The sequence below is a fragment of the Ureibacillus sp. FSL K6-0786 genome (assembly GCF_037965165.1).
GTDB lineage: Bacteria > Bacillota > Bacilli > Bacillales_A > Planococcaceae > Ureibacillus > Ureibacillus thermosphaericus.
Window position 1 is genome coordinate 1,096,423 of record NZ_CP150191.1, and the last position, 25,699, is coordinate 1,122,121.

28 protein-coding genes, 1 pseudogene and 1 riboswitch are annotated in these 25,699 nt (G+C 35.8%); of the genes and pseudogenes, 9 read left to right on the forward strand and 20 right to left on the reverse strand.

What is annotated here, in order from left to right; all coding sequences use genetic code 11:
- Positions 1-4 precede the first annotated feature (4 nt).
- The 5 genes from NSQ18_RS05315 to NSQ18_RS05335 form a co-directional block, all read right to left on the reverse strand.
- Complete coding sequence (locus tag NSQ18_RS05315; protein ID WP_168411850.1) at positions 5-1,069, reverse strand: branched-chain amino acid aminotransferase; 1,065 nt, start codon at positions 1,067-1,069, stop codon at positions 5-7.
- Positions 1,070-1,383: 314 nt separating this feature from the next.
- Positions 1,384-3,519 (reverse strand): EAL domain-containing protein, encoded by a 2,136-nt coding sequence (locus NSQ18_RS05320; RefSeq protein WP_339289324.1) that lies wholly within the window; start codon positions 3,517-3,519, stop codon positions 1,384-1,386.
- A 597-nt stretch (positions 3,520-4,116) separates the two neighbouring features.
- On the reverse strand, positions 4,117-4,269 hold the full coding sequence (locus tag NSQ18_RS05325) for a hypothetical protein (RefSeq protein ID WP_016837380.1): 153 nt from the start codon (positions 4,267-4,269) through the stop codon (positions 4,117-4,119).
- 152 nt (positions 4,270-4,421) lie between these two features.
- Positions 4,422-4,565 carry a hypothetical protein gene (locus tag NSQ18_RS05330; RefSeq protein WP_016837381.1) on the reverse strand — a complete coding sequence of 48 codons (144 nt, stop codon included), beginning with the start codon at positions 4,563-4,565 and terminating at the stop codon, positions 4,422-4,424.
- 135 nt (positions 4,566-4,700) lie between these two features.
- Positions 4,701-4,973 carry a DUF1450 domain-containing protein gene (locus NSQ18_RS05335; RefSeq protein WP_016837382.1) on the reverse strand — a complete coding sequence of 91 codons (273 nt, stop codon included), beginning with the start codon at positions 4,971-4,973 and terminating at the stop codon, positions 4,701-4,703.
- A 159-nt stretch (positions 4,974-5,132) separates the two neighbouring features.
- On the opposite strand from NSQ18_RS05335, the gene NSQ18_RS05340 reads away from it, so the two are divergent.
- On the forward strand, positions 5,133-5,753 hold the full coding sequence (locus tag NSQ18_RS05340) for a class I SAM-dependent methyltransferase (RefSeq protein WP_339289606.1): 621 nt from the start codon (positions 5,133-5,135) through the stop codon (positions 5,751-5,753).
- On the opposite strand, the gene NSQ18_RS05345 is transcribed toward NSQ18_RS05340, so the two are convergent.
- On the reverse strand, positions 5,750-5,911 hold the full coding sequence (locus NSQ18_RS05345) for a hypothetical protein (protein ID WP_157782643.1): 162 nt from the start codon (positions 5,909-5,911) through the stop codon (positions 5,750-5,752). The genes NSQ18_RS05340 and NSQ18_RS05345 overlap by 4 nt on opposite strands.
- A 332-nt stretch (positions 5,912-6,243) precedes the next feature.
- Between NSQ18_RS05345 and NSQ18_RS05350 the strand changes: the two genes are divergently transcribed.
- A complete protein-coding gene (locus NSQ18_RS05350; RefSeq protein WP_016837385.1) occupies positions 6,244-7,638 on the forward strand; it encodes an amino acid permease in 1,395 nt (464 codons plus the stop codon).
- Between the two features lie 238 nt (positions 7,639-7,876).
- Here the strand turns inward: NSQ18_RS05350 and NSQ18_RS05355 are convergent, their stop codons facing one another.
- The gene (locus NSQ18_RS05355; protein WP_339289326.1) at positions 7,877-8,407 is read right to left on the reverse strand and encodes a YceI family protein; all 531 of its coding nucleotides are present in this window, start codon (positions 8,405-8,407) and stop codon (positions 7,877-7,879) included.
- A 330-nt stretch (positions 8,408-8,737) separates the two neighbouring features.
- Positions 8,738-8,814: riboswitch (glycine riboswitch) on the forward strand.
- Between the two features lie 74 nt (positions 8,815-8,888).
- Between NSQ18_RS05355 and NSQ18_RS05360 the strand changes: the two genes are divergently transcribed.
- Positions 8,889-9,167 carry an ACT domain-containing protein gene (locus NSQ18_RS05360; protein WP_026018995.1) on the forward strand — a complete coding sequence of 93 codons (279 nt, stop codon included), beginning with the start codon at positions 8,889-8,891 and terminating at the stop codon, positions 9,165-9,167.
- A 14-nt stretch (positions 9,168-9,181) separates the two neighbouring features.
- Positions 9,182-10,543 (forward strand): PFL family protein, encoded by a 1,362-nt coding sequence (locus NSQ18_RS05365; RefSeq protein ID WP_016837388.1) that lies wholly within the window; start codon positions 9,182-9,184, stop codon positions 10,541-10,543.
- A gap of 621 nt (positions 10,544-11,164) precedes the next feature.
- Here NSQ18_RS05365 and NSQ18_RS05370 read toward each other — a convergent pair.
- The 11 genes and pseudogenes from NSQ18_RS05370 to NSQ18_RS05420 form a co-directional block, all read right to left on the reverse strand.
- On the reverse strand, positions 11,165-11,503 hold the full coding sequence (locus NSQ18_RS05370) for a rhodanese-like domain-containing protein (protein WP_016837390.1): 339 nt from the start codon (positions 11,501-11,503) through the stop codon (positions 11,165-11,167).
- A gap of 20 nt (positions 11,504-11,523) precedes the next feature.
- Complete coding sequence (locus NSQ18_RS05375; protein WP_016837391.1) at positions 11,524-12,027, reverse strand: DinB family protein; 504 nt, start codon at positions 12,025-12,027, stop codon at positions 11,524-11,526.
- A 181-nt stretch (positions 12,028-12,208) separates the two neighbouring features.
- Positions 12,209-13,102 carry a serine O-acetyltransferase EpsC gene (gene epsC, locus NSQ18_RS05380; protein WP_016837392.1) on the reverse strand — a complete coding sequence of 298 codons (894 nt, stop codon included), beginning with the start codon at positions 13,100-13,102 and terminating at the stop codon, positions 12,209-12,211.
- A 212-nt stretch (positions 13,103-13,314) separates the two neighbouring features.
- Positions 13,315-14,187 (reverse strand): cysteine ABC transporter substrate-binding protein, encoded by an 873-nt coding sequence (locus tag NSQ18_RS05385; RefSeq protein WP_096550230.1) that lies wholly within the window; start codon positions 14,185-14,187, stop codon positions 13,315-13,317.
- A gap of 11 nt (positions 14,188-14,198) precedes the next feature.
- Positions 14,199-14,939, reverse strand: coding sequence for an amino acid ABC transporter ATP-binding protein (locus NSQ18_RS05390; protein WP_096550229.1), 741 nt, complete (start codon positions 14,937-14,939; stop codon positions 14,199-14,201).
- Positions 14,940-14,954: 15 nt separating this feature from the next.
- Positions 14,955-15,632, reverse strand: a complete 678-nt coding sequence (locus NSQ18_RS05395) for an amino acid ABC transporter permease (RefSeq protein ID WP_096550228.1) — start codon at positions 15,630-15,632, stop codon at positions 14,955-14,957.
- On the reverse strand, positions 15,613-16,272 hold the full coding sequence (locus NSQ18_RS05400) for an amino acid ABC transporter permease (RefSeq protein WP_096550227.1): 660 nt from the start codon (positions 16,270-16,272) through the stop codon (positions 15,613-15,615). Before NSQ18_RS05400 ends, NSQ18_RS05395 begins: the two co-directional genes overlap by 20 nt.
- 2 nt (positions 16,273-16,274) lie before the next feature.
- Positions 16,275-17,525 (reverse strand): threonine synthase, encoded by a 1,251-nt coding sequence (locus NSQ18_RS05405; protein WP_339289332.1) that lies wholly within the window; start codon positions 17,523-17,525, stop codon positions 16,275-16,277.
- A 366-nt stretch (positions 17,526-17,891) separates the two neighbouring features.
- Positions 17,892-18,376: pseudogene (tnpA, locus tag NSQ18_RS05410) on the reverse strand (IS200/IS605 family transposase).
- Between the two features lie 179 nt (positions 18,377-18,555).
- A complete protein-coding gene (locus NSQ18_RS05415) occupies positions 18,556-19,116 on the reverse strand; it encodes an NADPH-dependent FMN reductase (RefSeq protein ID WP_016837394.1) in 561 nt (186 codons plus the stop codon).
- A gap of 124 nt (positions 19,117-19,240) precedes the next feature.
- Positions 19,241-19,660: a hypothetical protein gene (locus tag NSQ18_RS05420; protein WP_016837395.1), complete on the reverse strand. Its 420-nt coding sequence runs from the start codon at positions 19,658-19,660 to the stop codon at positions 19,241-19,243.
- A 197-nt stretch (positions 19,661-19,857) separates the two neighbouring features.
- Here NSQ18_RS05420 and NSQ18_RS05425 point away from each other — a divergent pair, with 197 nt between their 5' ends.
- Positions 19,858-20,010: a hypothetical protein gene (locus tag NSQ18_RS05425; RefSeq protein ID WP_168411853.1), complete on the forward strand. Its 153-nt coding sequence runs from the start codon at positions 19,858-19,860 to the stop codon at positions 20,008-20,010.
- A gap of 78 nt (positions 20,011-20,088) precedes the next feature.
- On the opposite strand, the gene NSQ18_RS05430 is transcribed toward NSQ18_RS05425, so the two are convergent.
- Entirely contained in the window at positions 20,089-20,472 is a 384-nt protein-coding gene (locus NSQ18_RS05430; RefSeq protein ID WP_016837397.1) for a hypothetical protein, read from the reverse strand.
- Between the two features lie 128 nt (positions 20,473-20,600).
- Here NSQ18_RS05430 and NSQ18_RS05435 point away from each other — a divergent pair, with 128 nt between their 5' ends.
- Positions 20,601-20,744 (forward strand): hypothetical protein, encoded by a 144-nt coding sequence (locus tag NSQ18_RS05435; RefSeq protein ID WP_016837398.1) that lies wholly within the window; start codon positions 20,601-20,603, stop codon positions 20,742-20,744.
- A 143-nt stretch (positions 20,745-20,887) separates the two neighbouring features.
- Here the strand turns inward: NSQ18_RS05435 and NSQ18_RS05440 are convergent, their stop codons facing one another.
- Positions 20,888-22,339, reverse strand: coding sequence for a PLP-dependent aminotransferase family protein (locus tag NSQ18_RS05440; RefSeq protein WP_016837399.1), 1,452 nt, complete (start codon positions 22,337-22,339; stop codon positions 20,888-20,890).
- A gap of 102 nt (positions 22,340-22,441) precedes the next feature.
- On the opposite strand from NSQ18_RS05440, the gene NSQ18_RS05445 reads away from it, so the two are divergent.
- From NSQ18_RS05445 to NSQ18_RS05455, 3 genes are all read left to right on the forward strand, one after another.
- On the forward strand, positions 22,442-23,053 hold the full coding sequence (locus tag NSQ18_RS05445) for a LysE/ArgO family amino acid transporter (RefSeq protein ID WP_339289335.1): 612 nt from the start codon (positions 22,442-22,444) through the stop codon (positions 23,051-23,053).
- 281 nt (positions 23,054-23,334) lie between these two features.
- Entirely contained in the window at positions 23,335-24,444 is a 1,110-nt protein-coding gene (locus NSQ18_RS05450) for a DUF5068 domain-containing protein (protein ID WP_339289337.1), read from the forward strand.
- 129 nt (positions 24,445-24,573) lie between these two features.
- A complete protein-coding gene (locus NSQ18_RS05455) occupies positions 24,574-25,698 on the forward strand; it encodes an IS4 family transposase (protein ID WP_339287653.1) in 1,125 nt (374 codons plus the stop codon).
- Position 25,699 lies beyond the last annotated feature (1 nt).

Consider the following 25,699-nt stretch of genomic DNA (forward strand, 5'->3'; position numbering starts at 1 on the left):
TAAATTATACGCGTACAGTCCATCCGAATGGATCTTCAATTCTTCCGTATTGGATGCCCGTTAACGTATCATAGAGCATTTGAGATACTTCGCCGATTTTTCCATCATTTATGATGATGCGATGGTCTAAATATTTTAATTCCCCTACTGGTGAAATCACCGCGGCAGTGCCTGTCCCAAATACTTCTTCGAGCGTTCCGTTTTGAGCAGCCTCCACTACTTCATCAATTGAAATGCGTCGTTCTTCTACTGGAATATTTTTAGATTGTAATACTTTAATCATCGAATCACGCGTAATACCAGGTAAGATGCTTCCTGTAAGCGCTGGCGTAATGACTTTACCATCAATTTTGAAGAAGATGTTCATACTCCCTACTTCTTCAATATAGCGTTTTTCAACACCGTCCAACCATAATGTTTGAGAGTAACCTTCTTTTTCAGCGTTAATTTGTCCAATTAAGGAGCTTGCATAGTTACCACCTGTTTTTACTTCACCTGTTCCACCCACTACTGCACGAACATATCGCTCTTCTACCATAATTTTTAATGGATTAATGCCTTCTTTATAATAAGAACCGCTTGGAGACAAGATAATCATAAACAAATAGTTTTTAGCAGGATGTACACCTAAAAACGGCTCAGTTGCAATGATGAATGGACGGATGTATAAAGAAGTTCCTGGTGCATCCGGTACCCAATCCCGGTCAATATCCACTAATTTTTTTAGCGCTTCTAATGCAAGATCTTCATCCACTGGTGGGATGACTAATCGTTCATTGGAATGATTTAATCGTCTAAAGTTTGCATCCGGGCGGAATAACTGAACTTCTCCATCTGGTGTACGATACGCTTTTAAACCTTCAAACACTGTTTGGCCATAATGGAATACCATACTGGATGGCTCTAGACAAATTTTTTGATAAGGTACAATGCGGGGGTCGTGCCATCCTTTCCCTTCTGTATAATCCATTATAAACATGTGATCAGTAAAATAATGTCCAAAGCCAAGTTCGTCCGGAGCTGGCTTTTCTTTCGGTTTGTCTGTTAATTCTACTGTTATTTCTGTCATAGTAAAGCCTCCAATATTTTGTTGAATATTCAGAAAAATTTTTCTGTTATTAAAATAGTATAATACTTTTTTTAACAATTGTTAAAAGAATATTTAGAAAAAACTAACTAAATTTTATATAGAAATGCTATTTGATGAACTATTTTTATAAAATAGTATTTTAACAGAGAATTTCTATTAATATTTCAGTTTCTTTATTCTTATAAAGTAAGACAAAATTATTTTCATATAAAACAAAGATGAAAACGCAAAAAAAATCCTGCGATTAAAGATATCGCAGGACAAATTTTGTACAATCAAACTATATTACTTGATTAAGATGTAATAAAACCTTTACTACGGATATATTCTTCAAATGCTTCTTTTCTCAATGGACGGCTATAAAAATAGCCTTGTCCAAAGATACAACCATCATTGCGAAGCGCTCTCACTTGCTCTTCAATTTCTATCCCTTCCGCAATTACTTTTAACCCAATTGTTTCTGCCAAATTAATAATTGCTCTTACAATGGCCTTACTCTCCTCATTTTTATGAATATCCTTAACGAATGAAGCATCTACCTTTAACGTGTCAATTGGAAGATGCTTAATATAGCTTAATGAGCTATATCCCGTGCCAAAATCATCCACCGAGATATGAATTCCAAGACTGCGAAGGCGTTTCAATATCGGAGTTATGCAATTTAAATCTGCAAAAATACTTTCCGTCACTTCCAACTCAAGCAATTTCGGATTAAATCCGGTCTCCTTCAACACTCGCTCTACCTGTTGAACGAATTTTGGATCTTGCAATTGACGAACCGAAACGTTGACAGATACAATTAACTGCCCGAAACCTTTTTCTTGCCACTCTTTTGCTTGTTTGCAGCTTTCATTTAAAATCCATTCCCCTAATGGAATAATTAAGCCTGTTTCTTCAGCAAGAGAAATAAATTTCCCTGGAGGAATTGTTCCTAAATCTGGATGATTCCATCGAACCAACGCTTCCATACCGACAATCTCATCACTATGAATATTGAATTTTGGTTGATATTCTAAAAAGAATTGATGTTCGTTTAATCCTTTTCGCATAGCATTCTCAATTATGCGTCGCTCTAAGGACATATTCTCCAATTTTTTATTGTAAACAGCATAATTGTTTTTACTGTTTTGTTTTACTTGAGTTAAAGCAGAATCTGCGTTTTTAATAAGCTCTTCCGGTGTTGTGCCATGTTCAGGATATGAAGCCACTCCAATACTGCAAGTCAATACATGGTCCTTTCCGTTTACAACAATGGGTTTTTGAAACTTCTCAATTATGTTATTCACTATGTTAATAGTATCTTGTTCGTCTTTAATATCACGCAACAGTACAATAAACTCATCACCGCCCATTCGAGCCACTAAATCGATCTCTCGAATCGATTCTCGAATGTTTTCAGCAGCTTTCACAATGACTAAATCCCCATTATCATGCCCAAGTTGTTCATTGATTAATTTAAAATTATCTAAGTCAATGAATAAGATAGAAAATTTTTTATTCGTTAATCGAACATCCATAACATACGATCGAAGCTCATTCATAAAAGTTGGACGATTAGGGAAATTTGTTAAACTATCGTGATAGGCTAAGCGATAAAGATTCTGCTCTACTTCTTTACGAACACTTATGTCGCTCATGACAATTAATACTAAATTGTTTAACGGATTTTCATCATCATGAACGATTTTAATCGTCGCTTCCACATCAATGTATCTTCCATCACCATGGAGCAATCGAAACTCCAACTTACGCGAAGATTTCCCTCTGGACATATTCAATAATTTTTGGATTTCCTTTTTTAACAGTTCTGAATCTTCCAAGTGAATTAAATTAAATAAATTTTGTTTTTCTAATGATTTTAAATCATAATGTAGTAGTATTTGGAATGTTGGAGAGACGTAATGAAAAGCACCATCTGCATCAACTAACGCTACAAAGTTGTCGGAATGTTCGGCGATTAACTCATATTTTTTGTAGCTTCGTTCTAGTTCTTCTTCCAATTCTTTTTCTTTCGTAATATCTGTTCGAATGGAGAGATATTTATATGGTTTTCCTTTCTCATTTAAAAAAGGAACAATAGTCGCATGGACCCAATAATAAGAGCCATCTTTCTTTTTATTTTTTATTTCGCCTCTCCATATGTTCCCCTTCCCTATTTCACTCCACATTTGTTTAAAAAATTCTTTTGAATGAAAACCAGAATTGATGACACGGTGAGTCTTCCCTATTAATTCTTCTCGAGAATATTGGGCAATTTCACAAAATAATTCATTGACATATGTAATTCTTCCTTGTGCATCCGTAATAGCGACAATAGAGGATTTATCTAATGCATATTTCAGTTCTTTTAATTCTTTCAATTCTTCAGCCAAACTTTGTATGTCAATTTGCTGTTCAACATTGAACGAAACATTTGTTTTATCATCCATAAATCATTAATGCTCCTTTACAGAAAACGAAAATTATCCAAAAAATACCATTTTTCTATTATCCATACTTAAGCGCTCTTGGAAATAACACTAATTTTTTACTGTTTTTATAATATCATATTAACAAAAAGCAATAATTAAGGTTAAAAAGTAATAATTAAAATGAATAATTTTTATAAATTTGTTGAAATTATGTCATAATTTCTCTAATTTTATTTGCAGAGCATATTTTATTGGATTTCCACCTTATAGTAACGTAAAAATTAACAAAAGGTGAATGTTGAATAAATTTATTGAAAGAAGATGAACTAGCTTTTCTGTGCGAGATAAAACGAAAATGCTTAGATATATACTATTGTTTGTGAGGAGAAAAAATTCAATAAATTGATAGGAATTTTCGTTTCTGGGAGAAAACACATCTTGCATATGAGAATGAAATTGACTTGGGGGAAGAATAGCTTGTATTTCATTACAAGAGAGAAAATGGCTTAAAAAAAGCTGAACCGCAAACCGCTAACGGTCTTTACGGACAGCCTTTTAGAAAAGAGAGGTTATGAGGTTAAAGTTGTAGCTATAATTTGTGTAAAGTCGGAAAAATTATTCCTTTGATGAAAGCAACTTCATTAGGCTTTTTATGTCTTCTTGCAAGGATTTCACTTCATCTTCAAGCCGATCAATTTTTTCATGCAATGGTTGTAATTCTCCATCTAACATATTTTTTAGACGTTCTGCTTTTTCATTTTGTTCCATAAACTATTCCTCCAAACAGTTTGCTGAACTTAAAGATGTATTCCGTTTACATCTTTATTGTATAACATCTTTTCTATAAAAATAGGATTTTACGAAAATCGTCATGTGATTGTCATTTTTCGATCAAATAAAAAAACGCTTAAGGAAATTCCTTAAACGCCCGCCCCGAATATCAAACTGTATATGAAGCCGTAAATGACACAAACAATTGTTGCAATAATAATGAAGACACCTAAATAATATAAAATATTGATTAAGATCTGCTCAAATCCATAACCCATGGGATAATAACCCATTTCCTTCCCTCCGTTGCAGAAGATTCGTTCACTTTTGATATATGCAAAAACGGTTGAACTGTTACTTCTAGAGGAATTCTGTATTCATCGAAGAAAACTGTAAACCACCTGTTTGCTTCTTCAAATTGCGGCTCTTCACTCAATCGGATTCAACTTGATTTCTTCATCGATTTTTTCTAATAACTCTTTTGCGTTGTCTGCTGAAATTGGCTCGCCATTAACAAGGGCATAATAATGACCGTCGCAAATTTCACAATAGGAATTACACCCTGTATCTTCCACTATTACATCTTCTCTCTGTTCCAACTCATCGTATACATCTGGATGGCAATAAGCCTTGTTCGATACACAAAATTCAACTCTATGTTTGAAAGGTTCACTTTTTCGACCGAATAATTTTTTGAACATGTGCGCACTCCTTCACTATGTAAACCGTTAATTAATTATATTATACTATGTTCTACTCTTTTCATCGTGAATAAACTTTGACAAACCAACTAAAAGGATGTACACCTTTTCACCTCTTCGATATACTAAAAAACACCTTATAAAGATGGGAGAATAATGATGAACGAAACAGAATATGATCGCTTCCTCCATATTGAAACTTGTGGATCGAATAACGGTATCTATCAATCCATTCATTATAATCGCTATGAACCCACTCCTTATTCTGCCTTAGAAGAATTGCTAAAAAATTATCAAATCAACGAGAACGACTCCATTGTCGATTTTGGCTGTGGATTAGGGAGATTAAGCATTTTCCTCCACTACAAAACAAATGCGTCTGTCTTGGGTATCGACATGAACGAGCAATTCATAAAAGAAGCAATGAAAAACCGAGAACGATATTGCAAGAAGTTTAAAAAAAAGGAAGATAAAATCCAGTTTCTCCGCTGTTTCGCTCAAGATTACCCAATTCAACCGACAGAAAATAAATTTTATTTTTTCAACCCTTTTTCCTTGCAGATATTTATGAAAGTGCTACATCATATCATGCTCTCAATCGAAGAGAAAAAGCGACCTGTGGACGTAATTTTATACTATCCATCAAATGACTACATCGATTATATAAATCATTACACTCCTTTTGAAAAAGTAATGGAAATTCCCATTCCTACATTGCACGAAAAAAATTGGCAAGAACGTTTTATTATTTATCGATTAAACTTGGAGCCATTGTTTTAATGGCTTTTTTTCATTATTTTTTGCCGTTCTTTTAAGATAAATCCCCCAAAAATGACCGTGCATCCGACAATGGAAATAATTAGTGCGAAGGCTGTCCATTTTGAAAAATAAACGCCAAATAGCAATAAAAATATCCCCATCCATATAAATATGTTCATATTTTGATTCTCCCTTTTCTAATAATGTTCTATCAAGTTAATTACACTTTCCCCATTGTATGAGAGAGCCTTACTAGATATGCTTCACATGCTTTGAATATGTTTTTAAAATGTAGGACAACTTAATAAGGATGGGAATAATTTATATTGTTATATTACAATAATAAAAATTGATATAATAATCAGAAATTTGTTAATTAATTAAAAATTATAACTTTTTGATTCTTCAACACTTCAACGCGAAAAAGTGCTATACTTTATTCGATTTTATTTTTAAGTAATAAAAATCACCAATAAATAAATTATTATATCAAAATAGGATGGAATGAGCTATGAAAAATCAATTATTTCGAAAATTATCTTTAAGCGAATTATTGAATCAAAAAGGCACATCACAGTTTAATAAAACAATGAATTCATTTGATTTAATCGCTCTTGGTGTTGGAGCAGTTGTCGGAACAGGGATTTTCATTTTACCAGGTACTGTAGCTGCTGTTCATGCAGGTCCTGCCATCGTTTTCTCATTTATTTTGGCAGCAATTGTATGCGCTTTTTCAGCCTTATGTTATTCGGAATTGTCTTCATCGATTCCAGTAGCTGGTAGTGCCTATACATATTCCTATGTGATTTTTGGCGAGCTAATCGCTTGGATAATCGGATGGAGTCTTTTGCTTGAGTATGGTTTAGCTGTTGCAGCAGTGGCAACTGGTTGGTCTGCTTACTTTCAATCTCTTGTTGAAGGATTTGGCATTCACGTACCGCAAGCATTATCAGGTCCATTCAGTCCAGCAAACGGAACATATATCAATTTACCAGCCATTATAATTATTTTACTTTTAGCTTCCTTCCTATCATTAGGAATGAAAGAGTCTAACCGATTAAATAAAATCATGGTTTTCATTAAACTAGGGATTATTTTACTCTTTATTCTTGTTGGAATGTTTTATGTGAAGCCTGACAACTGGCAACCATTTATGCCATTTGGTTTTGGTGGGATTTTATCAGGAGCGGCACTAGTAATCTTTGCTTATTTAGGTTTTGATGCGGTATCTTCCGCTGCTGAAGAGGTAAAAAATCCACAGCGAAACATGCCAATTGGAATTATCGGAACGCTCGTGATTTGTACAATTTTATATGTAGCCGTTTCCCTTGTGTTAACAGGGATGGTTCCATATACAGAATTGAATGTAGGAAATCCTGTTGCTTATGCGATGGAAATGAAAAATCTTGATTGGGTATTTGGTGTTATTTCGCTCGGAGCAGTCATTAGTATGATGACGGTGATTTTCGTTATGCTTTACGGAGGTACTCGCTTAGTGTACTCCTTTGCTCGTGACGGAATGCTTCCAAAAGTGTTATCAGAAATTCACCCTCGCCGTAAAATCCCGTTAAAAAATACATGGATTTATGCAATATTTGTATCTTTATTCGCTGGTTTTATTCCGATTGATAAGTTGGCAGAACTTGTGAATATCGGTACATTGATTGCTTTTGCTGCTGTATCGATTGGCGTTATCTTTATTAGAAAAATGAAAATTGATGGATTAAAAGAAGGATTTAAAGTACCATTGTTCCCAATTGTGCCAATTCTTTCTTGCCTCCTTTGTATTTTCATGATCGTCCAATTATCTACATTCACAATGTTTACTTGTCTTATCTGGATGATTATTGGTTTATTAGTGTATTTTGTGTATGGAAGGACGCATAGTGTATTGAATAAAAAATAGAATCAAAAAGCTTGTTGCCATGAGTGCAACAAGCTTTTTTTCGCTTGAGCATCATTTTAAAACAATAAGCTTTTTCTTTCCTTCATAATTAATAAAAGTTCTCTATTTGAGTCAACACCTTTGCGACGAAGATATGTTTCCCGCCGGAGTAATGTTCGGTAAAAGAAAAATTATTATCAAAAAGTAAGGGTGTCTGGAAAGTTTTCGCTTTCTAGACACCCTCTTCTTCCCCCACTAATTAGCTTGCAGGGTTCACTTCTAATTCTGCTTTTATTTTAATGTCTTTTCCTACCAATACGCCACCTGTTTCAAGGGCAGCGTTCCATGTAAGCCCGAATTCTTCACGGTTGATTTTTGCTTCCGCTTCGAATCCGTAAACTTCCACGCCCCAAGGGTTTTTCCCTTTACCATTGTACTCCACTTCGAATGTGACTGGTTTTGTTACATCTTTAATTGTTAAATCCCCTGTCACTTCAAATTCGTTATCATCTGTTTTCGTAATCACTTTGGATTGGAACGTAATTGTTGGATATTTTTCCGCATCAAAAAAGTCTGCAGATTTTAAATGATTATCGCGATCTTCTGATTTTGTATTAATGCTCGCAACATCAAAGGTAAATGCAATTGTAGCAGTTGTCAGATCCGTTAAATCTTCCGCTTCAATTTCAGCCATATAAGAATCAAAATGCCCTCTCACCTTTGACACCATCATATGCTTTACTTCAAAACTAATTTCTGAGTGTGATTTATCAACAACCCACTTCGCCATTTTCATACCTCCCATATTATCCTATTTTGAATTCAAGATATATATGAATATTTATTTCGAATTAATTTATTTTGAATTCGAGATAAATATATCATGCACTTATTTTTTTGTCAATCCTTCCATTTATGAATCTCATGTTTTATTTCATATATTCCCTCTTCTTTACGAAAAAAACATTTAATCTACATTTTGAATCATAGATTGAATTTTCCTTTTTATGAAAAATTTCAATATATTTTTTGTTGACCAATTGTTCCAAAGGTGTTAGTATCTTTTAGTATTGGAACTGAATAGGTGTAGCGATGAATGCTGTGGGTAAAACTACACGCAGGAGCAGCTTCTGGAGAGACCACGTTTTGTGGCGCCGAAGGATTCACAATCTCAGGCAAAAGGACAGAAGAATGATAAACCTTATTATTCTTTTGTGTTTGAGATTGGGAAGCCAATCTCTTTTTTTATTACATCAATTGAGGTGAAACAAATGAGTGAACGTAGAAAAGCAATTGTAAGTGTCATTGGAAAAGATCAAGTTGGCATTATCGCAAAAGTAACGACTGTGATTGCAGATCGAAACATCAACATTTTGGATATCAGCCAAACGATTTTACAAGATTTCTTCACAATGATGATGGTGATTGATGTGACCGATTTACCTAATCTTGAAACTCTACAACAAGAACTTAATGAACTTGGTCAATCAATTGGCGTTGTCATTACTGTACAACTTGAAGAAATTTTCCAAGCAATGCATCGTGTGTGAAAGGACGTGCAAATATGAATTTTGAAATTCAAGAAATGATGGAAACCATCCGAATGGTTCGAACTGAAAACTTGGATATCCGTACAGTTACGATGGGGATTAATCTCAGAGACTGTGCAAATTCCGATTTCGATAAAATGAATCAAAAAATTTATGATAAAATCACTCACTACGCAAAAGATTTAAAGACAACAGCTGAAAAAGTGGAGAAAGAATACGGCATCCCTATTATTAATAAACGTATTGCCGTGACCCCAATTGCAGATCTTCTAGGCAATGCAACAAAAGATCAAGCAGTGGAACTTGCCAAAACATTAGACCGTGCTGCTGTAACCCTCGGTATTGACTTTATCGGTGGATTTTCGGCCCTCGTGCATAAAGGAATTGCGAAGGGAGACCAAGTATTATTTGATGCCCTACCAGAAGCTCTAGCAGTCACGGAGCGAGTTTGTGCATCCGTTTCTGTTGGAACAACAAAAGCCGGCATCAATATGGATGCAGTTCGTCAATTAGGTGAAATCATTAAAGAAACAGCAGAGCTTACAAAAGATAAATCGGGTCTCGGCTGTGCAAAGCTTGTTGTGTTCTGCAACCCTGTAGAAGATAATCCGTTTATGGCAGGAGCTTTCCTCGGATCCGGTGAAGGAGAAGTTGTGTTGAATGTCGGAGTTTCCGGACCAGGAGTTGTGTTGAATGCACTAAAGCGTTATCCAGATGCGGACTTAGGTGAAGTGGCAGATATTATTAAGAAAACCGCATTTAAAATTACCCGCGCTGGTGAATTAATTGGCCGAGAAGTAGCAAAACGCTTAGGGGTCCCATTCGGCATTATGGATTTGTCACTGGCACCAACAAATGCGATGAACGACAGTGTTGCTGAAATCTTAGAAGAAATTGGTTTGGAACGTGTTGGTACACACGGCACAATCGCCGCCCTTGCATTAATGAACGATGCAGTGAAAAAAGGCGGAGCGATGGCTTCTTCCTATGTGGGGGGATTAAGCGGTGCCTTCATCCCAGTTAGTGAAGATAACGGTATGATTCGTGGTATTGAAGAAGGTGCTCTAAGCTTATCAAAGTTAGAAGCGATGACATGCGTATGTTCAGTAGGGCTTGATATGATTGCCATTACGGGAGACGCACCTGCTAGTACCATTTCTGCAATGATTGCAGATGAAGCGGCTATTGGTATGATTAATAAAAAGACAACAGCCGTTCGCGTCATCCCTGTGCCTGGTGCAAAAGAAGGCGAAATGGTGGAATTTGGCGGCCTGCTTGGACGAGCACCTGTGATGGGAGTAAATCCATTTAGCTCTGAAAAAATCATTCGCCGAGGTGGACGCATTCCAGCTCCACTACAAGCGTTGGGGAATTAATTGATATAAGTGATAGAGCGGATGTAGAAAGTGATGAAGAGATCAGCTTTCTCATTCGCTCTTTTACTTGGCTATTATGAAATTAATCGATTGACTATTATGTTTACAGGTTTGGCCATTATCCCTTGATGATTGACTATTATTATCATGACTTTGACTATTATCACATGCCCCGAATGCCATTTTTTGTCGATTGGCCATTATATTCGCAAGTTTGACTATTATCTTCCGGAGCTTGACTATTATCAGCTCGATTCTGACTATTATCTCTCTTTTCAAGTGTAGATTTTTTTCGATTGACTATTATGCTCACAAATTTGGCCATTATCCCTCTATGCTTGACTATTATTGTCATGACTTTGACTATTATCACATGACCCGATATCCTTTTTTGGTTGATTGCCAATTTCACTCTTAGCGGATATCTTGTAATACTAAAGATGAAATGGGCGCGCCAAAATAATAAACTATCCTGCCAAAGTGCTTCCAAGACAGGATAGCATATCCTCCTTTCAGATACATTAACTTCTATCCTCAATGTAAATCCACCAAAAAAGCAAACTTTTCAGAAAGCCAATCCAATACCCACAGCTACTATACAACATTAAAACGTCTTACGACTTACTTCTTTATATAATCCTTCCAAGCTGTGAGTCCCCCATCTAATACAACTACATCATAATCATGTTTGGATAGAATGTTTGCACATTTTGTTGCAGAATTGCCTGTTGTGCAAGTGACAATGATTTCGCCTTTCTCAGGTAAAGCTGATATGTTTTTATCTTGATTATTTTCTAACTCGAAAATCTCTGTTTTATGGATATTAAGTGATTGGATGTTTTCCCCTTCAATATGGAAGGTATTATATTTCTCTTGATCTCGAACATCTAAAATCGTGAGTTGCTCACCTTGCTGCATTCTTTGGAACAATTCTTCTGGTGAAATTTTTTTCAATACCATCTTAAAATCCTCCTATGAAATTATAGTGGTGGTTCCTCTACTCCTAGATTAATCCAATCTTCTTTCGGCGGCCCATAAACGCCAAACGGTTTTAGCCCTGCTTGTCTCATTAGTACTGTTGCTTGTCCACGATGATGAATAATGTGTTTAATAAGCCCCATTAATATTTGGGCATTTGTTTCTTCTCTTCCAAAAGCAATTTGCACTTCTTTCAGTGATTCATCTGTCCATTGTTCTTGAATGACTTTCGCTGCACGAGCGCTCACTTCTTTAAAAGTATCCGCAATTTCCTTCGCCGAATCAGGAACTTTATCTGCATTTTCGACTAATTCCATTCTCAAACCAAAATGCACTAAATATTCCGGAATATTAGTTGTAAAATGCCAAACAATTCTTCCGAGCGTACGCCCTTCCGGATAAACTTTTTGTTTTAGAGACTCATCGGTTAGCCCTTCCAAAACCTTTTGCGTTAAGTTCGCCTCCCAATTCCATTCTCTTATAAAATCTTTAATTGTTACATACATAAAAAATTGCCTCCATTCTTTTGAAAAGATAGATAAGAACATTCGTTCTAATATTGTACCCGTATCCAAATAAAATATCAATTTTTTCCACGTTTTTGTTTTTGGAATATTGAGACCATAAGACTACATGAAGATATAAAAAACCCTTAAGCAATCATGTTTGCTTAAGGGATAGACAATCCTATTCTTTTTTCTGCTTAATATTTGGAAGCGGTTGGGAGTTGTAAATTCTTGAATATGGTGGAACGGATTGAGTTAACCAAATGTTACCGCCAATGACGGAATCATGTCCGATTTTCGTATCTCCACCTAGAATTGTTGCTCCCGCGTAAATCACTACATTATCCCCAATGTCTGGGTGACGTTTAATTCCTTTAATCGGGTTTCCATTTTCATCTAACGGGAAGCTTTTTGCCCCAATCGTTACACCTTGATAGATTTTAACATTTTTACCAATTGTGCTTGTTTCTCCAATCACCACACCTGTTCCGTGGTCAATGAAGAAGTACTCGCCAATTTTTGCTCCTGGATGAATATCAATACCTGTTAAACTATGAGCATGCTCTGACATAATTCTTGGGATAATTGGAACGCCTGCTTGGTATAATTCGTGAGCTATCCTATGTATCGTAATGGCTGTAATGGATGGATAGCTGAATAAAATTTCTTCTAATGATAAAGCTGCAGGGTCTCCATTGTAAGCCGCTTGAATATCCGTTTGTAGAATTTCACGAATTTCAGGTAATTTGTTGAGTAAATCCACAACGATTTCTTCTGCTCTTACTTCCGGTTGGCTTTCTCCATTATTTTTGAGCACTTTCGAAATGATATCTTTTAAATCTAGTGCAGTTGATCTTAATAGATTCCCAATGTTTGTCTCAATGCGCAATTCGTCTTTAAAGGTGTCGCAAAAACAAGGGTATAACACTTTACGGAAGTTCTTCAAAATTTTAATAATCTTTTCTTGCCCTTCAAAGCCGATAGATTGTTCAATTGGAAAGTGTTGTTTATGAACATCGAGCAATGAATTGGCGATGTTTGGTACACCATTGTTTAACCATTCATCTAATTTCAATGAATCCACCACCCTATTTTTTTTCGAAGGAAAGGAAAGGAACCCCTTTGCTAGTAAATTCTTTTTCCTTAGATTTTATTTATTGCTATCATATAAAACTTGCACTAGGTTTATCAACTATCTTGATTTTTTCATAAAATTTGACAATTAGAAAACTATTGATAGAACTAAAAACTTGCTGGATAAAACACTCCAGCAAGCATTTTTTAACATTATTCAACTTTACTTTCAACTACTACAGCATCAGCCTTGATTGTTTCACCGAAAGCAGGTTTTAATGTTTCTTCATATGCTTTTGTAAAGAATTTTTCTTCATATAAACTTTCAATTTCTTCATTTAACCATTCTAATAATTCTGTATTTCCTTTTTTAACAGCTGGAGCGATATAATCCAATTCACCTAAAGTAGGTAATGCTACTGTAAATCCTGGATTATTATTTGCCCAACTAAATAGTAAAGCGTTATCTTGAGCTAAAGCATCACCGCGTCCATCTTTTAGCGCTTCAAATGCTTCATTAATTTGATCATACTTCACCAATTCTACTTCCGGATAATTTTTCATGAAGAATGTTTCTGCAGTTGTCCCTTTAGGCACAATTAATGTTTTTCCTTTTAATTCTTCCACAGAAGAAATTGGCGATTTTTCAGATGATACAACACCGATTGCTACTTTCATATAAGGATGTGCAAAATCTACTTGCTCAGCTCTTTCTGGTGTAACTGTAAAGTTTGCCAATACGATATCTACTTTATCCGATTTTAATAAGTCAACACGAGCTTGTGGTTCAGTAATCACATATTCGATTTTTGACTCATCACCAAGTAAATCTTTTGCAATGCGTTTAGCTAAAACAATATCATATCCTTGATTTTCGCCTTTTTCATCAACATATCCAAATGGCGGTTTATCGCTGAATACTGCAACACGTAGTACCCCGCGCTCTTTAATTTCATCAATAACGGATTTTGTTTCAGTTTGAGCAGTTTCTTCTTCATTAGCTGATTCGTTGTTATTACTATTGTTGCATGCAGCTAATACTAGTATTAATAATGCAATCAATAAGTACGAATAAATTTTCTTCATCTTTCTTCCTCCTAAAATTGTAATATATTAATAAATTGTTGCGCACGTTGTGTTTGGGGATTTGAGAAAAAGTCTTTAGCTTGTGCTCGTTCATGAATCTTCCCTTTATCCATAAAAATCACTTCATCTGCTACTAATTCAGCAAATTTCATTTCATGAGTAACAATTAACATCGTCATTCCTTGTTTTGCTAATTGTGCAATGACCTCCAACACTTCTCTTACCATTTCTGGATCAAGGGAAGCCGTAACTTCGTCGAATAGCATAATCTTTGGATTAGTACAGAGCGCACGAACAATGGCAATTCGCTGCTTCTGTCCTCCTGATAATTGCCGCGGATAATCATTAGCACGATCTAAAAGCCCCACTCGATCTAGTAGTTCTCTCGCCTGTAATTCTACTTCTTCCCGCTTTCTTTTTTGTACTTTAATAGGTGAAAGGAGAATGTTCTCCATTACTGTCATATTCGGAAAGAGGTCATAGCTTTGAAATACCATGCCAATTTTTTGGCGAACTTCCCGCCATTTTGAAGTTTTCGTCAAATCCTCTCCCTCGAAAATAATTTCGCCATCTTGTACTTCTTCGAGGCCATTAATACATCGTAAAAACGTACTCTTTCCGCAGCCAGATGGCCCTAAAATTGCAATGACTTTCCCTTGTTCAACATGTAAATCTATGCCGTCTAATACAACCTTATCGCCATATTTCTTTACGAGACCGTTTATTTGCAATATTGGACGATTTTCAACCAAAGTTACTCCACCTCCTTAAGTTGCCCATTTTTGTTCTAGCTTGCGTGAGATTCGAGACAACGGAAAACAAATACAGAAATATAAGAAAAAGATAATCCCGTATATCCAAAATGAAACAGTAGGGTATTCAGCATTGTAAAACTGAATAATTTGTTGACCTACTTTGATTACTTCTACAACACCAATCATTGTAAGTAGTGCTGTTGTTTTAATAATTCGTGTAATAAGATTAATTGTTGGAGGAATTGAACGCTTTGCCGCTTGTGGAACTAGCACATAACGATACATTTGAACTTTACTTAGCCCAAGTGCAAGGCTCGATTCCACTTGATGTTTTGGCAGAGAAACAATGGCTCCTCGCACAATATCACTCAATTCCGCTGTACCCCATAAACTGAAAACAATCAGTGCAACCACTTCTGCACTTAACTCCACATTAAAGTTCACCGGAACAATATAGTAGATGACAAACAACCATACTAAAATGGGAATAATACGAAATAACTCTAAATAAATTTTGAACAGGAATTGCAAAAACTTATTTTTCGTCGTTCGTATTATGCCGATAATCGTGCCCAAAACAATCGAAATAATGATTGCAATCACCGCAATTTTTAACGTATGGAAAAGCCCTTCAAGCAGCCTAAGGAAATTGATTCCCTCAAATAAAACACTAATGCCCGAATTCAGCATAACGAACTCTCCTCTCAAGCCACATTAAAAATAATGTGAAAGGAAGTAATATAATCAAATAGCCGATGACAAGCATAAACAATGCTTCATTCGTCTTATAATAAATTCCCATTAAGTTTTTCGTTGTATTGGTAAGTTCTAATATGGCAATTCCACTAAATACGGATGTTTCTTTTATTAAGAAAATGCAATTTGCTCCAAAGGCTGGCACGCTATAAGAAAAGGCTTGCGGAAAAATAACGTAACGTACTAGTTGAAAATTGCTTAGTCCCAATGCTTTCCCACTTTCCACTTGTGATTTTGTGACAGCTTCCATGCCGGCGCGGAATGCTTCAGCCATATAACTTCCGCCTAGGAAAGTCAAACCGATAATTGCACACATTTCCCCGCTTAACGTTAATCCTATTTTCGGTAACCCAAAATATAAGAAAAATAATTGAATTAACAATGGTGTGTTTCTAGCAATCTCTAAATAAACTTGGACGATGTGATTCAACACTTTGACCTTAAAATATTGGATTACACTGCAAATGAAGCCTGTAATCGTAGCAAAAACAATGCCGATTGCTGCAAGCTTAATCGTTAGCCATAACGCAGTCTTATAAAACGGTAATACTTCAACAATGTATTGCCAGTCCATGATTAATCTCTCCAGTTACTGTCTTGTGGAGATTGTGCATAGAGCGTATCTCCCGGTTGTAAGACTTGTACTCCTTGAATATCTACCGTTTCAGGATATTTAATTCCCGCTCCTGTATTCAGGCATACAACAAGCTCCTCTTCTTGAATCCATCCTTGCTCTCGTAACTTTCTTGCAGCAGCAAATGTAGTAGCGCCTTCTGGACAAATGAAATTGCCCTCAAGAGAAGCTACATGTTTTTGCGCTTCCAATAATTCATCTTCAGAGACTGCGACTGCACAACCATCCGTATTGTAAATAGCTTCAAGTACTAAGAAATCTCCGAGTGCTTTCGGTACATTGATGCCGAATGCACAAGTTGTAGAGTTTTCGAAAAATACGGATTCCTTTTCTCCCTTTTTCCAAGCTTCCACAATTGGCGCACATCTTTCTGCTTGAACAGCAACTAAACGAGGCAATTTCCCTTTCTCAATCCAACCGATTTCTTGCATTTCAAGCATAGCTTTATAAATTCCAATGATTCCTACTCCGCCGCCCGTTGGATATAACATGACATCTGGTACTTTCCAACCAAGTTGCTCCACAATTTCATAGCCCATTGTTTTCTTTCCTTCAATTCGATATGGCTCTTTTAAAGTAGAAGCATCATAAATTCCTTCATGTTGAATTAAATGTGCAACCACTTTTCCTGCATCGCTGATTAAACCATTTATTAAATGTAAATCACCACCTGCTATATACACTTCTTTTCTAGTAATGAGCGGTGCATCTAAAGGCATGACAATCGTCGCTTTAATACCTGCTTTTGATGCATATAGCGCCCACGCAGCCCCCGCATTTCCATTAGTCGGCATCGCTAGTTGTGTCACACCAAGTTCTTTCGCCTTCGATACACCGACACTCGCTCCTCTTGTTTTAAAAGAACCAGTTGGTATAATCCCTTCATCTTTTATGTAAAGATTTTTTAAACCATATTTCGTCCCTAACGTTGGGAGATGTTCTAAAGGAGTTCCACCTTCACCTAGTGAAATGATATGTTCTTCATTTTTGACTGGAAGAACTTCGTGGTATCGCCATAAACTTTTTGGGCGATTTACAAGCTCTTCTTTCGAAACGTTTTCCTTTACTTTTTTCAAGTTATATCGAACCAGTAGAGGCGATCCGCATTTACATAACTGTTGAACTTTACTTTCGTCATAACGTTCATTACATTTAGGACATTCTAGATGTGAAATATAGCTAAACTTCGTCATGAAAATCTCTCCTCCTGATAAAATGAAAAAAGACTACAAAATCCTCAATAAATAAAAGAATTGAGAATTTTGTAGTCTTTGGTCTGTCCAATCAACTACATCATTTATAATAATCATCATTTTATTCAAACTATTCCTATTTGTCAACTTTATTTTAAAGGTGATATATTTAAAATCATAATTAGTATCTATTTATCTAATGAAGCTTCCCTTCTTTACAATTGTCTTTGCTATAATCAAAACCACCCGTGTGAACGGGTGGTTTGTTCTGCGGCTAGAAGCCTTTATTACTGGCCAACCCCTAAAGGGGCATCGAATGGTTCGCCAACTGCACTACTTTTCCAGCTGACCCTTAAAGGGTCTCTTTTATTTTTTCCTAGGTTTTCGCTTTATCTCTTCACCTGTAAATGGATCGACGAACTCTTCCATACTGAGTTGATCTGCAATGATATCATCTTGTATTTGATTTCGAATATATTCTTCAATTACCTTTTTATTTCTACCTACCGTATCCACATAAAATCCTCTACACCAAAATTTTCTGTTTCCATATCGATACTTTAAATGGGCATGTCGATCGAATATCATCAAACTACTTTTTCCTTTTAAATATCCCACGAATGATGAAACACTTAATTTTGATGGGATACTGACCAACATATGTATGTGGTCTTTGCATGCGGTAGCTTCAATTATTTCTACGCCTTTTCTTTCACATAGTTGTCTTAATATTTGTCCAATATCTTCTTTATCTTTCCATAAATTATCTGTCTTCTATATTTTGGTGCAAATACAATGTGATACTTACAATTCCACTTGGTATGTGCTAAACTATTTGTGTCAGAAGACATAATAGGTCCCTCCTTGGTACTAAAATTTGGTTGGCGAACCGTAATTTATTTTAGCATCAAGTGGGATCTTTTTTAATACCTCGCTGTAAGCTATACGGAACCCCCTGCCTAGCAAGGGGTTTTCTTTTTTACACAAAAAAATCTGCTCCATTGTATGAACTGAAGCAGATTTTATAAAGTTAATAGTTATTGCGAATTGTTTTTAAAGCTTTGGACCATTTAAGCAGTTGGTCGAGCATATCATTTACAGTTTTTGTATGCATTTCTGCTGGTTTGAACTTTGTCATGTTTTCAAAATCAGTGAAAAGAGATAACGCAGGGTGTGTCCGAACATCTGCCACCGCTAATTCTCCCAAAATCCCGCGTAGATGTTCAGCAGCACGTGCTCCTCCAACAGAACCGTAGCTGACAATGCCAGCCGCTTTATTATTCCAAACTTCTCTAGCTAAATCGAGCGCATTCTTTAAAGCCCCTGTAATACTGTGGTTATATTCTTGCACAATAAAAATAAATCCGTCTAAACTTGCTAATTTTTCATTCCATTTAGCTACTCGAGGATCTACTGTATCAGATGTTGTCGTACCAAAAAAAGGCAAGTCGTAATCAGCGATATCAACGATTTCAAATTCCGCTTCTTCACGATTATCAGCTATTTCTTTTACCCATTTGCCAACTTGAGGACTTACTCGACCTTCCCGTGTACTTCCTAAAATGATCCCAATTTTTAATTTCTCTGACATTGTAAGTTCCTCCTAATTATTTTTCTAAAAAACTCTTTATGATAACAATGTTGCCAATTTGTCGAAAAGTTATGATGTCGGAAAATGTAATTTTTATGGATAGATTTTGTCTTGATATTCACATCTATATGTCATGCTGTTTGTTCTTTCGTTCTTCCAAAATATCTTTAATCATTTCAATATGGGAAGACGCCCATGCCTTTTCCCTAAAATGAAGAAACAAAGCAAATGTAATACCTGTGATATAACAAACAATGAAAATCATCCAATTTCGCGTTCCTTCTTGAAACAGGATTTTCTGAAGATGCTCGGAAAAAATTAAAAATAAAAAAGGGATGGACGAAACAAAAATCGGAATCATGCCTGACCCATTTTCCTCTTTTACTAATCGATAGTAAATTAATTGCAACACATCGCTTTCAATTGACTCATAAAATTTTCGAACTTCATAAAGATCTTTTAAATATTTTGATTCATGAATGGCATCTTGATTTTCTTTAAGCCGCTTATAAATTTTGTGAGCGTCTCCACGAAAAATGTTCATCACTTCTCACCCCACAGCGTGAAATTTAGTGGGTTCACCATATTGTTTGCACTCCTCCTATTTGGACTACTTTTATTATTCTTCATCCTTTTAAAAATAAACTTTTCACAATTTTTACGAAATATTAGGCGTTTATCTGTTGTATATCAGTTTTATATATAATATAATTGTTATATATCACATAGGAGGGGATGGCCTTGTTGAGCAATAAAGAGCGTAAAAATATGGTTCAGTTTTTGGTGAAGTATTTTGGACTTGAACCAATTCAGCTTGTAAACATTTCTGATCGTATGTTAGAAGCTACGTATGATTTTGCGTATTCTCGATTTGAAATGGAAACGGATATTTAATGGCATGAACAAAGGGGTAAACATATAAGAGTCGTTTCTCATGGGAAGAAACGACTCATTTTATTTCATCCAAACATATCACTCTTCAATCTTTTCAAATTGTAATGTAAACAATTCAATTTGTCTGCCCCATTCAACGGCCATGTTGATTTCCGTCTCTTCATTTACATTTGTACATTCCCCACAAACATCTGTAATCATTAAGATCCCCTGATCATTTAATAAACCGATTTCAGTGGAAGAACCGGATGGTGTTTCTATACGATAGCCGATTTGTTTTGGAATTGGTTTCTTCCCGATGTATTCGATTTGAAGTATGGATGATTCCTGTTTTTTCTCCATTACCACTTCATAGACAACTCGCCAATTTTTCGTTTCACCTACAAAAGTCCATTCTTTCGTATTTTGGCATGCTGTAAGCACAATGAGAACAATGAAGACAAAAATTGCTCTTTTTATCACTTTGTCACCTCTTCATTCGTATTCCTATGAAATCATTTTGGATCTATGCATTAAAGAGAAAAATTTTGAAGGAATAGTTTCATTGAATTGACGCACGCTAAATTCAAGATTTTTGGGAGGTGATAAGGATGGCGAAGAAAAATAAGACGAGTTTTAAGAAAGATAAAAAGGAGAATAAAAGATCTAATCAACGGGAAGAATATTCAAAAGAGTTTAATCAAGTAATCCACAACAATCCTCCTGCTGAAGTAAGAAAACCCCGAAATACTTAATTTCAATGGGTACTAGCCCATAAAAAGAGCGAATGTAGAGAACGATTCGCTCTTTTTTGTAAAGGATGGATATTGATAATTGAAAAATTTAACATTCTCTTTAGAGAATTTTGCTAAAAAACAAAGCTCCAATTTTAAAATTCCTATTCGCTTCCTTCTATTCCTCTATTCATCGAAACTTTAGAGATTTTCCGCAAAATTTCTAACCCCTTAGCCAATTCATCAAAAGATGCATATGCGTATGAAAGTCGTATATGATGCAAGTCGTTTGCAGCATAAATATATCCGGGATTAATCAAAACCTTTTCATTCAACAGTTTTAAAAAGAAAGCTTTATTGACAATCGGCTGATGGAACCTAAGCCAAATATAAAAGCCCCCTGCTGACTTATTCCATGAGGCAATATCTTTAAACTCTTCTTCCAATATCTTTTCTACAAAGGCAACCCTCTCTTTTAGTTGATGTCGGAGCCATGAAACATGATTTTCATATAATTCCGTTGATAACCAGTGAGCCACAATTTCTTGTGAGAAGGAGCTAGACCCATAATCTGTTTGCATTTTAATATCGGCTAATCTCTGGATTACTTGCGTTGGCCCTACTACCCAACCAATGCGTAATCCTGGACTTAACGTTTTCGAAACGCTCCCGATGTATAGCACTTGTCCTGAAGAATCGAAGGATTTAATCGGCGGTGTCGGAGAATCAAATAATAATTCATGGTACACATCATCTTCCACAATCGGAATTTGCAAAGCATTGCACACTTCATACAACTGTTTCTTTTCTTCCACTGAAAAATTTATTCCTGTTGGATTATGCAATGAGGGAATGCAATAAAAAATAGACTGCCTTTTCTTTTTTAAAGATTGTAGGGTTTCTTGTAAATGCTGATTTCGCTGAACCGAGATCATTTGCATCCCCGCAGATTGAAATGGATGCACTGAAGTTAAATAAGATGGATCTTCATGAAATACGATTGAGCCTTCCTCTAACAAGCCAAGAGCAATTAATTGCAATGCTTGAAGTGCCCCTGAAACAATTAAGATATTTTCAGGAAAAGTATAAATCCCCCGCTTTTGTAAATATTCGCACAAAATCTTTCGCAATCGTTCATTCCCTAGAGGCGATGAATAGCCGATTACTTTCGCATCAAGAGAAATTGATTGAAGAGACTGCTTCAACTCTTTTGTCGGAAGTAATTCCGGTGACAACTCCCCTGTTCCAAGGCGAATGACGTCATCGTATTGCTCGTATTCATTAATCAATTGAATGGTATGAATGTTTGGTTTATGAATACTCGATTCAATATGTTGTTTCCAATTCGGTTGGGATTTGTTTAACAGGGCATTCCAAGAATGATTCGCCACATAGACTCCAGAACCCACTTTCGATTCCAATAAGCCATCCGCTTTTAATTCTTCTATCGCCTGTTGCACCGTGCTACGATTTACTTTCAATTGGCTCGCAAGTTTTCGTTGGGGTGGAATTTTTGTGCCAACCGTCCAATCTCCTCTTTCAATGCGAGACCGCATCCAATTGACAATTTGTTCTTGTAGGGTTAAATGGGAATTCCGTTCTGGTTTCCAGTCCAAAAAAATCACCTCTTTAAAATTGGATGGTGCAAAATCCATCCAATTGGTCGTTTTCTTTTAGTTATAACAAAGTATGATTGATTTAGAAAGCGGGGTGAAGAAATGGAACCACTATTACACGGAATCATTTTAGCATTTGGATTGATTTTACCTTTAGGGGTTCAAAATGTATTTGTTTTTACACAAGGTGCTATGCAGCCGAATCTTTTCCGCGCCTTTCCTGCGACAATTACTGCAGCGATGTGCGATACATTGTTAATTTTACTTGCTGTTTTTGGATTATCCGCAATTGTGTTGCAATTTGAATGGTTGCGAATAGGGCTTTTAATGGTGGGAGTCGTATTTTTGTTATATATGGGGTATGCCATTTGGAAAAGCAAACCAGCAATCACTGAAACAAACAACGCGTTGCCAGCCAAAAAGCAAATTATCTTTGCGATTTCCGTTTCCGTCTTGAATCCTCATGCTATTTTAGACATTATAGGTGTGATTGGGACGAGCGCGCTGAAATATGAAGATATTGAACAATTATTATTTACCTTTGCCTGCATCAGCGTATCTTGGATTTGGTTCTTAGGCTTAACCGTAGCAGGGGCAGTCTTGAAAAAATTAGATCGCTCCGGAAGGATTTTAATGATTTTTAACAAATGTTCAGCCATCTTTATTTGGGGCACTGCTATTTATTTAATGACTGATGTATTTGGCCAGCTCTAGTCTTTTCCAATGAAATGCTTAAGAATAGGTTTTCCTTTTTAATTAAATAAAGAGCCATTGCATTTCCTTCTGACAAGCTTGTACAAAAAACAAATTATACCAATTAGCTATTTAAACTTTTCAATGTTATGAACATTATCCCACTTTACTTACAAACCTTTTTCATAATCCAAACTCGAAAATGCTATACCTTTCTCTCATTTTTGATGGATGCTTTTATAATAGAGAAAATTTTCTATATAATGGTTCACGTGACCAAAAATTTGAAAGGTTGTGAAAAAGTGAGTAAATTTCATTGGTTCGTTGTCACGCTCTTGGCAATGCTATTAGCAGCCTGTGGTGGAAATGAAGAATCAAAAAACCTTGAAGAAAATGCAGATGTAGAAGTAGACATAAACGAAGAAAAAAATGAAAAAGTAAACGGAGCAACTACATCTTTTGATGAAGTAAATAAACTCATTCAAGAAGCAACAGAAGGAAATATAGAAGTTGTATACACAAACGAGAGCGCAAATTATTCCCATGATATGAAAGGTTTTATTGTCGACGTTCCTGCCTATCAAATTGTGAAAGTCACTGATATGAATCGAGATTTTCTTATTCAATTTGATGACCAACAAGAAGGTTATATCATCATTGCTAAAACAATCATACACAATACAACAGAGAAAGATATGTACTACAACCTCAATTTTAATATTCGTTTAACACACGAAACAGATTACATCCCATTTGACCTTACATTTTTAAGAAAAGAACTTTTCCCTCGCCCACAAAACGAACAAACACGTGCTTGGGCTCCAGGTGAAATAGCGGAAGGCTATGTCACATTCACTTTAACAAATGAACAATTTGAAGCTATATCTTCTGTAAAACCGAAGTTTGTCATTGAAGGTGGCGTATCTGAAAATGAGTCATTCAAAGAAAGCTTCCTTGATGATGCTGTGTTTGACTTCGTATATAGTGAAGAATATGCAAAAGAAGTTGGAAACGCACCACAATTTTACCCAGATCGTTTAACAACGGCAAACTGGGCTGATAAAGTAATGATTTTTGAAAAATCAAATATCAATGAAACAAAACAAATTGACAATGTAATCATTACGTTAGATGGTGTTCAATATACAGAAGTCATTCCAACGGCTGGCAATGAAGAACGTTTCCGTAACTTTGGCGATAGCGGTGTCGTGGCAATTACGGTGAGACTTTTGATCGATAACCAATCCAGTGAAAAAGTTAATATTGATCAAATTGGTTCAAAATTAAGAATCGATGATAACCGCGGTACAGCTATTGCTAGCGGCATGGTGGAACCTTCTGATGAAAGAGAAGTGCAACCAGGAGAACAAGGCGTTAAACATCATGTCTTTCTATTTAGAAAAGATCACTAGCGTCGCATTAAAATAATTTAAGACCTTCAAATAAACCGAATTTTCTGAAATATAATCTAAACACAAAAAAATCCTTTATAATGGTTGGGTGGTAGTAAACCATCCAAATCCAATACAAAGGACAAAACCATGGATAAGTTTACACGAAAAACATCATTTGAACAATGGTTTTCACCGATTAATCGTCCATTATTTGACGACCTAGTGAAAACACATCAATTAAATCACTATACCAAGAAGCTTTATATGGCTTCATTTATGAAACTGCTTTTGTATGCCCAACTCCATGAAACCGAGAGTTTACGGGCGTTGAGTGACGCTGTCTTTTTAGAAGAATTACAACGAGCAACGGGATTGGAATCGATTAGTTTTTCACAGTTAGGGAGACGAATCAATACCATCCCAACTGAGTTCTTTCAAACGATTTTTCTCGATTTAGTGGCACAAATTCATCGGAAAACCAATTTCCAAACAAGAAGAAAAGTGACAACGCCTTTGAAAATCATTGATTCGAGTACATTACCGCTTAATTTGACCAATCATAAGTGGGCAGAGTTTCGAAAAACAAAATCAGGAGTAAAGCTTCACTTACGACTTGTTTTTATGGAAAAAGGACTCTCCTATCCAGATAAAGCCGTACTCACGAATGCCAACGAACATGATCGTGGTCAACTAGAAGTATTCGTGGATGACAAAGAATGCATGTACGTGTTTGATCGTGGTTACTTGGATTATGGGCGCTTTGATCAAATGACGGAAGATGGCTATTTCTTTGTGACCCGTTTGCGTAAAAACGCTGTTGTCCGAGTGTTAGAATCCTTTTCGTTACCAGAAGATTCACCCGTATTCTCTGATGAAATGGTTGTCATTGGAACACCACAAAATCGTTCTGAAAACGTGTTTCGCTTACTCAAATTGCATGATACAAAAGGAAATGAGCTTCATTTACTGACAAATCGGTTTGACATTGACGCAGATGAAATTGCAGAAATCTACCAATCACGTTGGGCAATCGAACTTTTTTTCAAATGGATGAAACAACATCTGAACATTAAAAAGTTTTTTGGTCACAGTGAACAAGCTGTACATAATCAAGTGTACGTAGCCATGATAGTGTACTGTCTGAATGTTTTAGCTCAGCTGAACACGAATAGCGAACGCAGTTACTTACAAATTAGTCGCTATTTGAAGGCTTCTTTGTGGAAATCCGCTCACATTTGGTTACGAAAAATCGAAGGAAACGGCGTCCCATAAA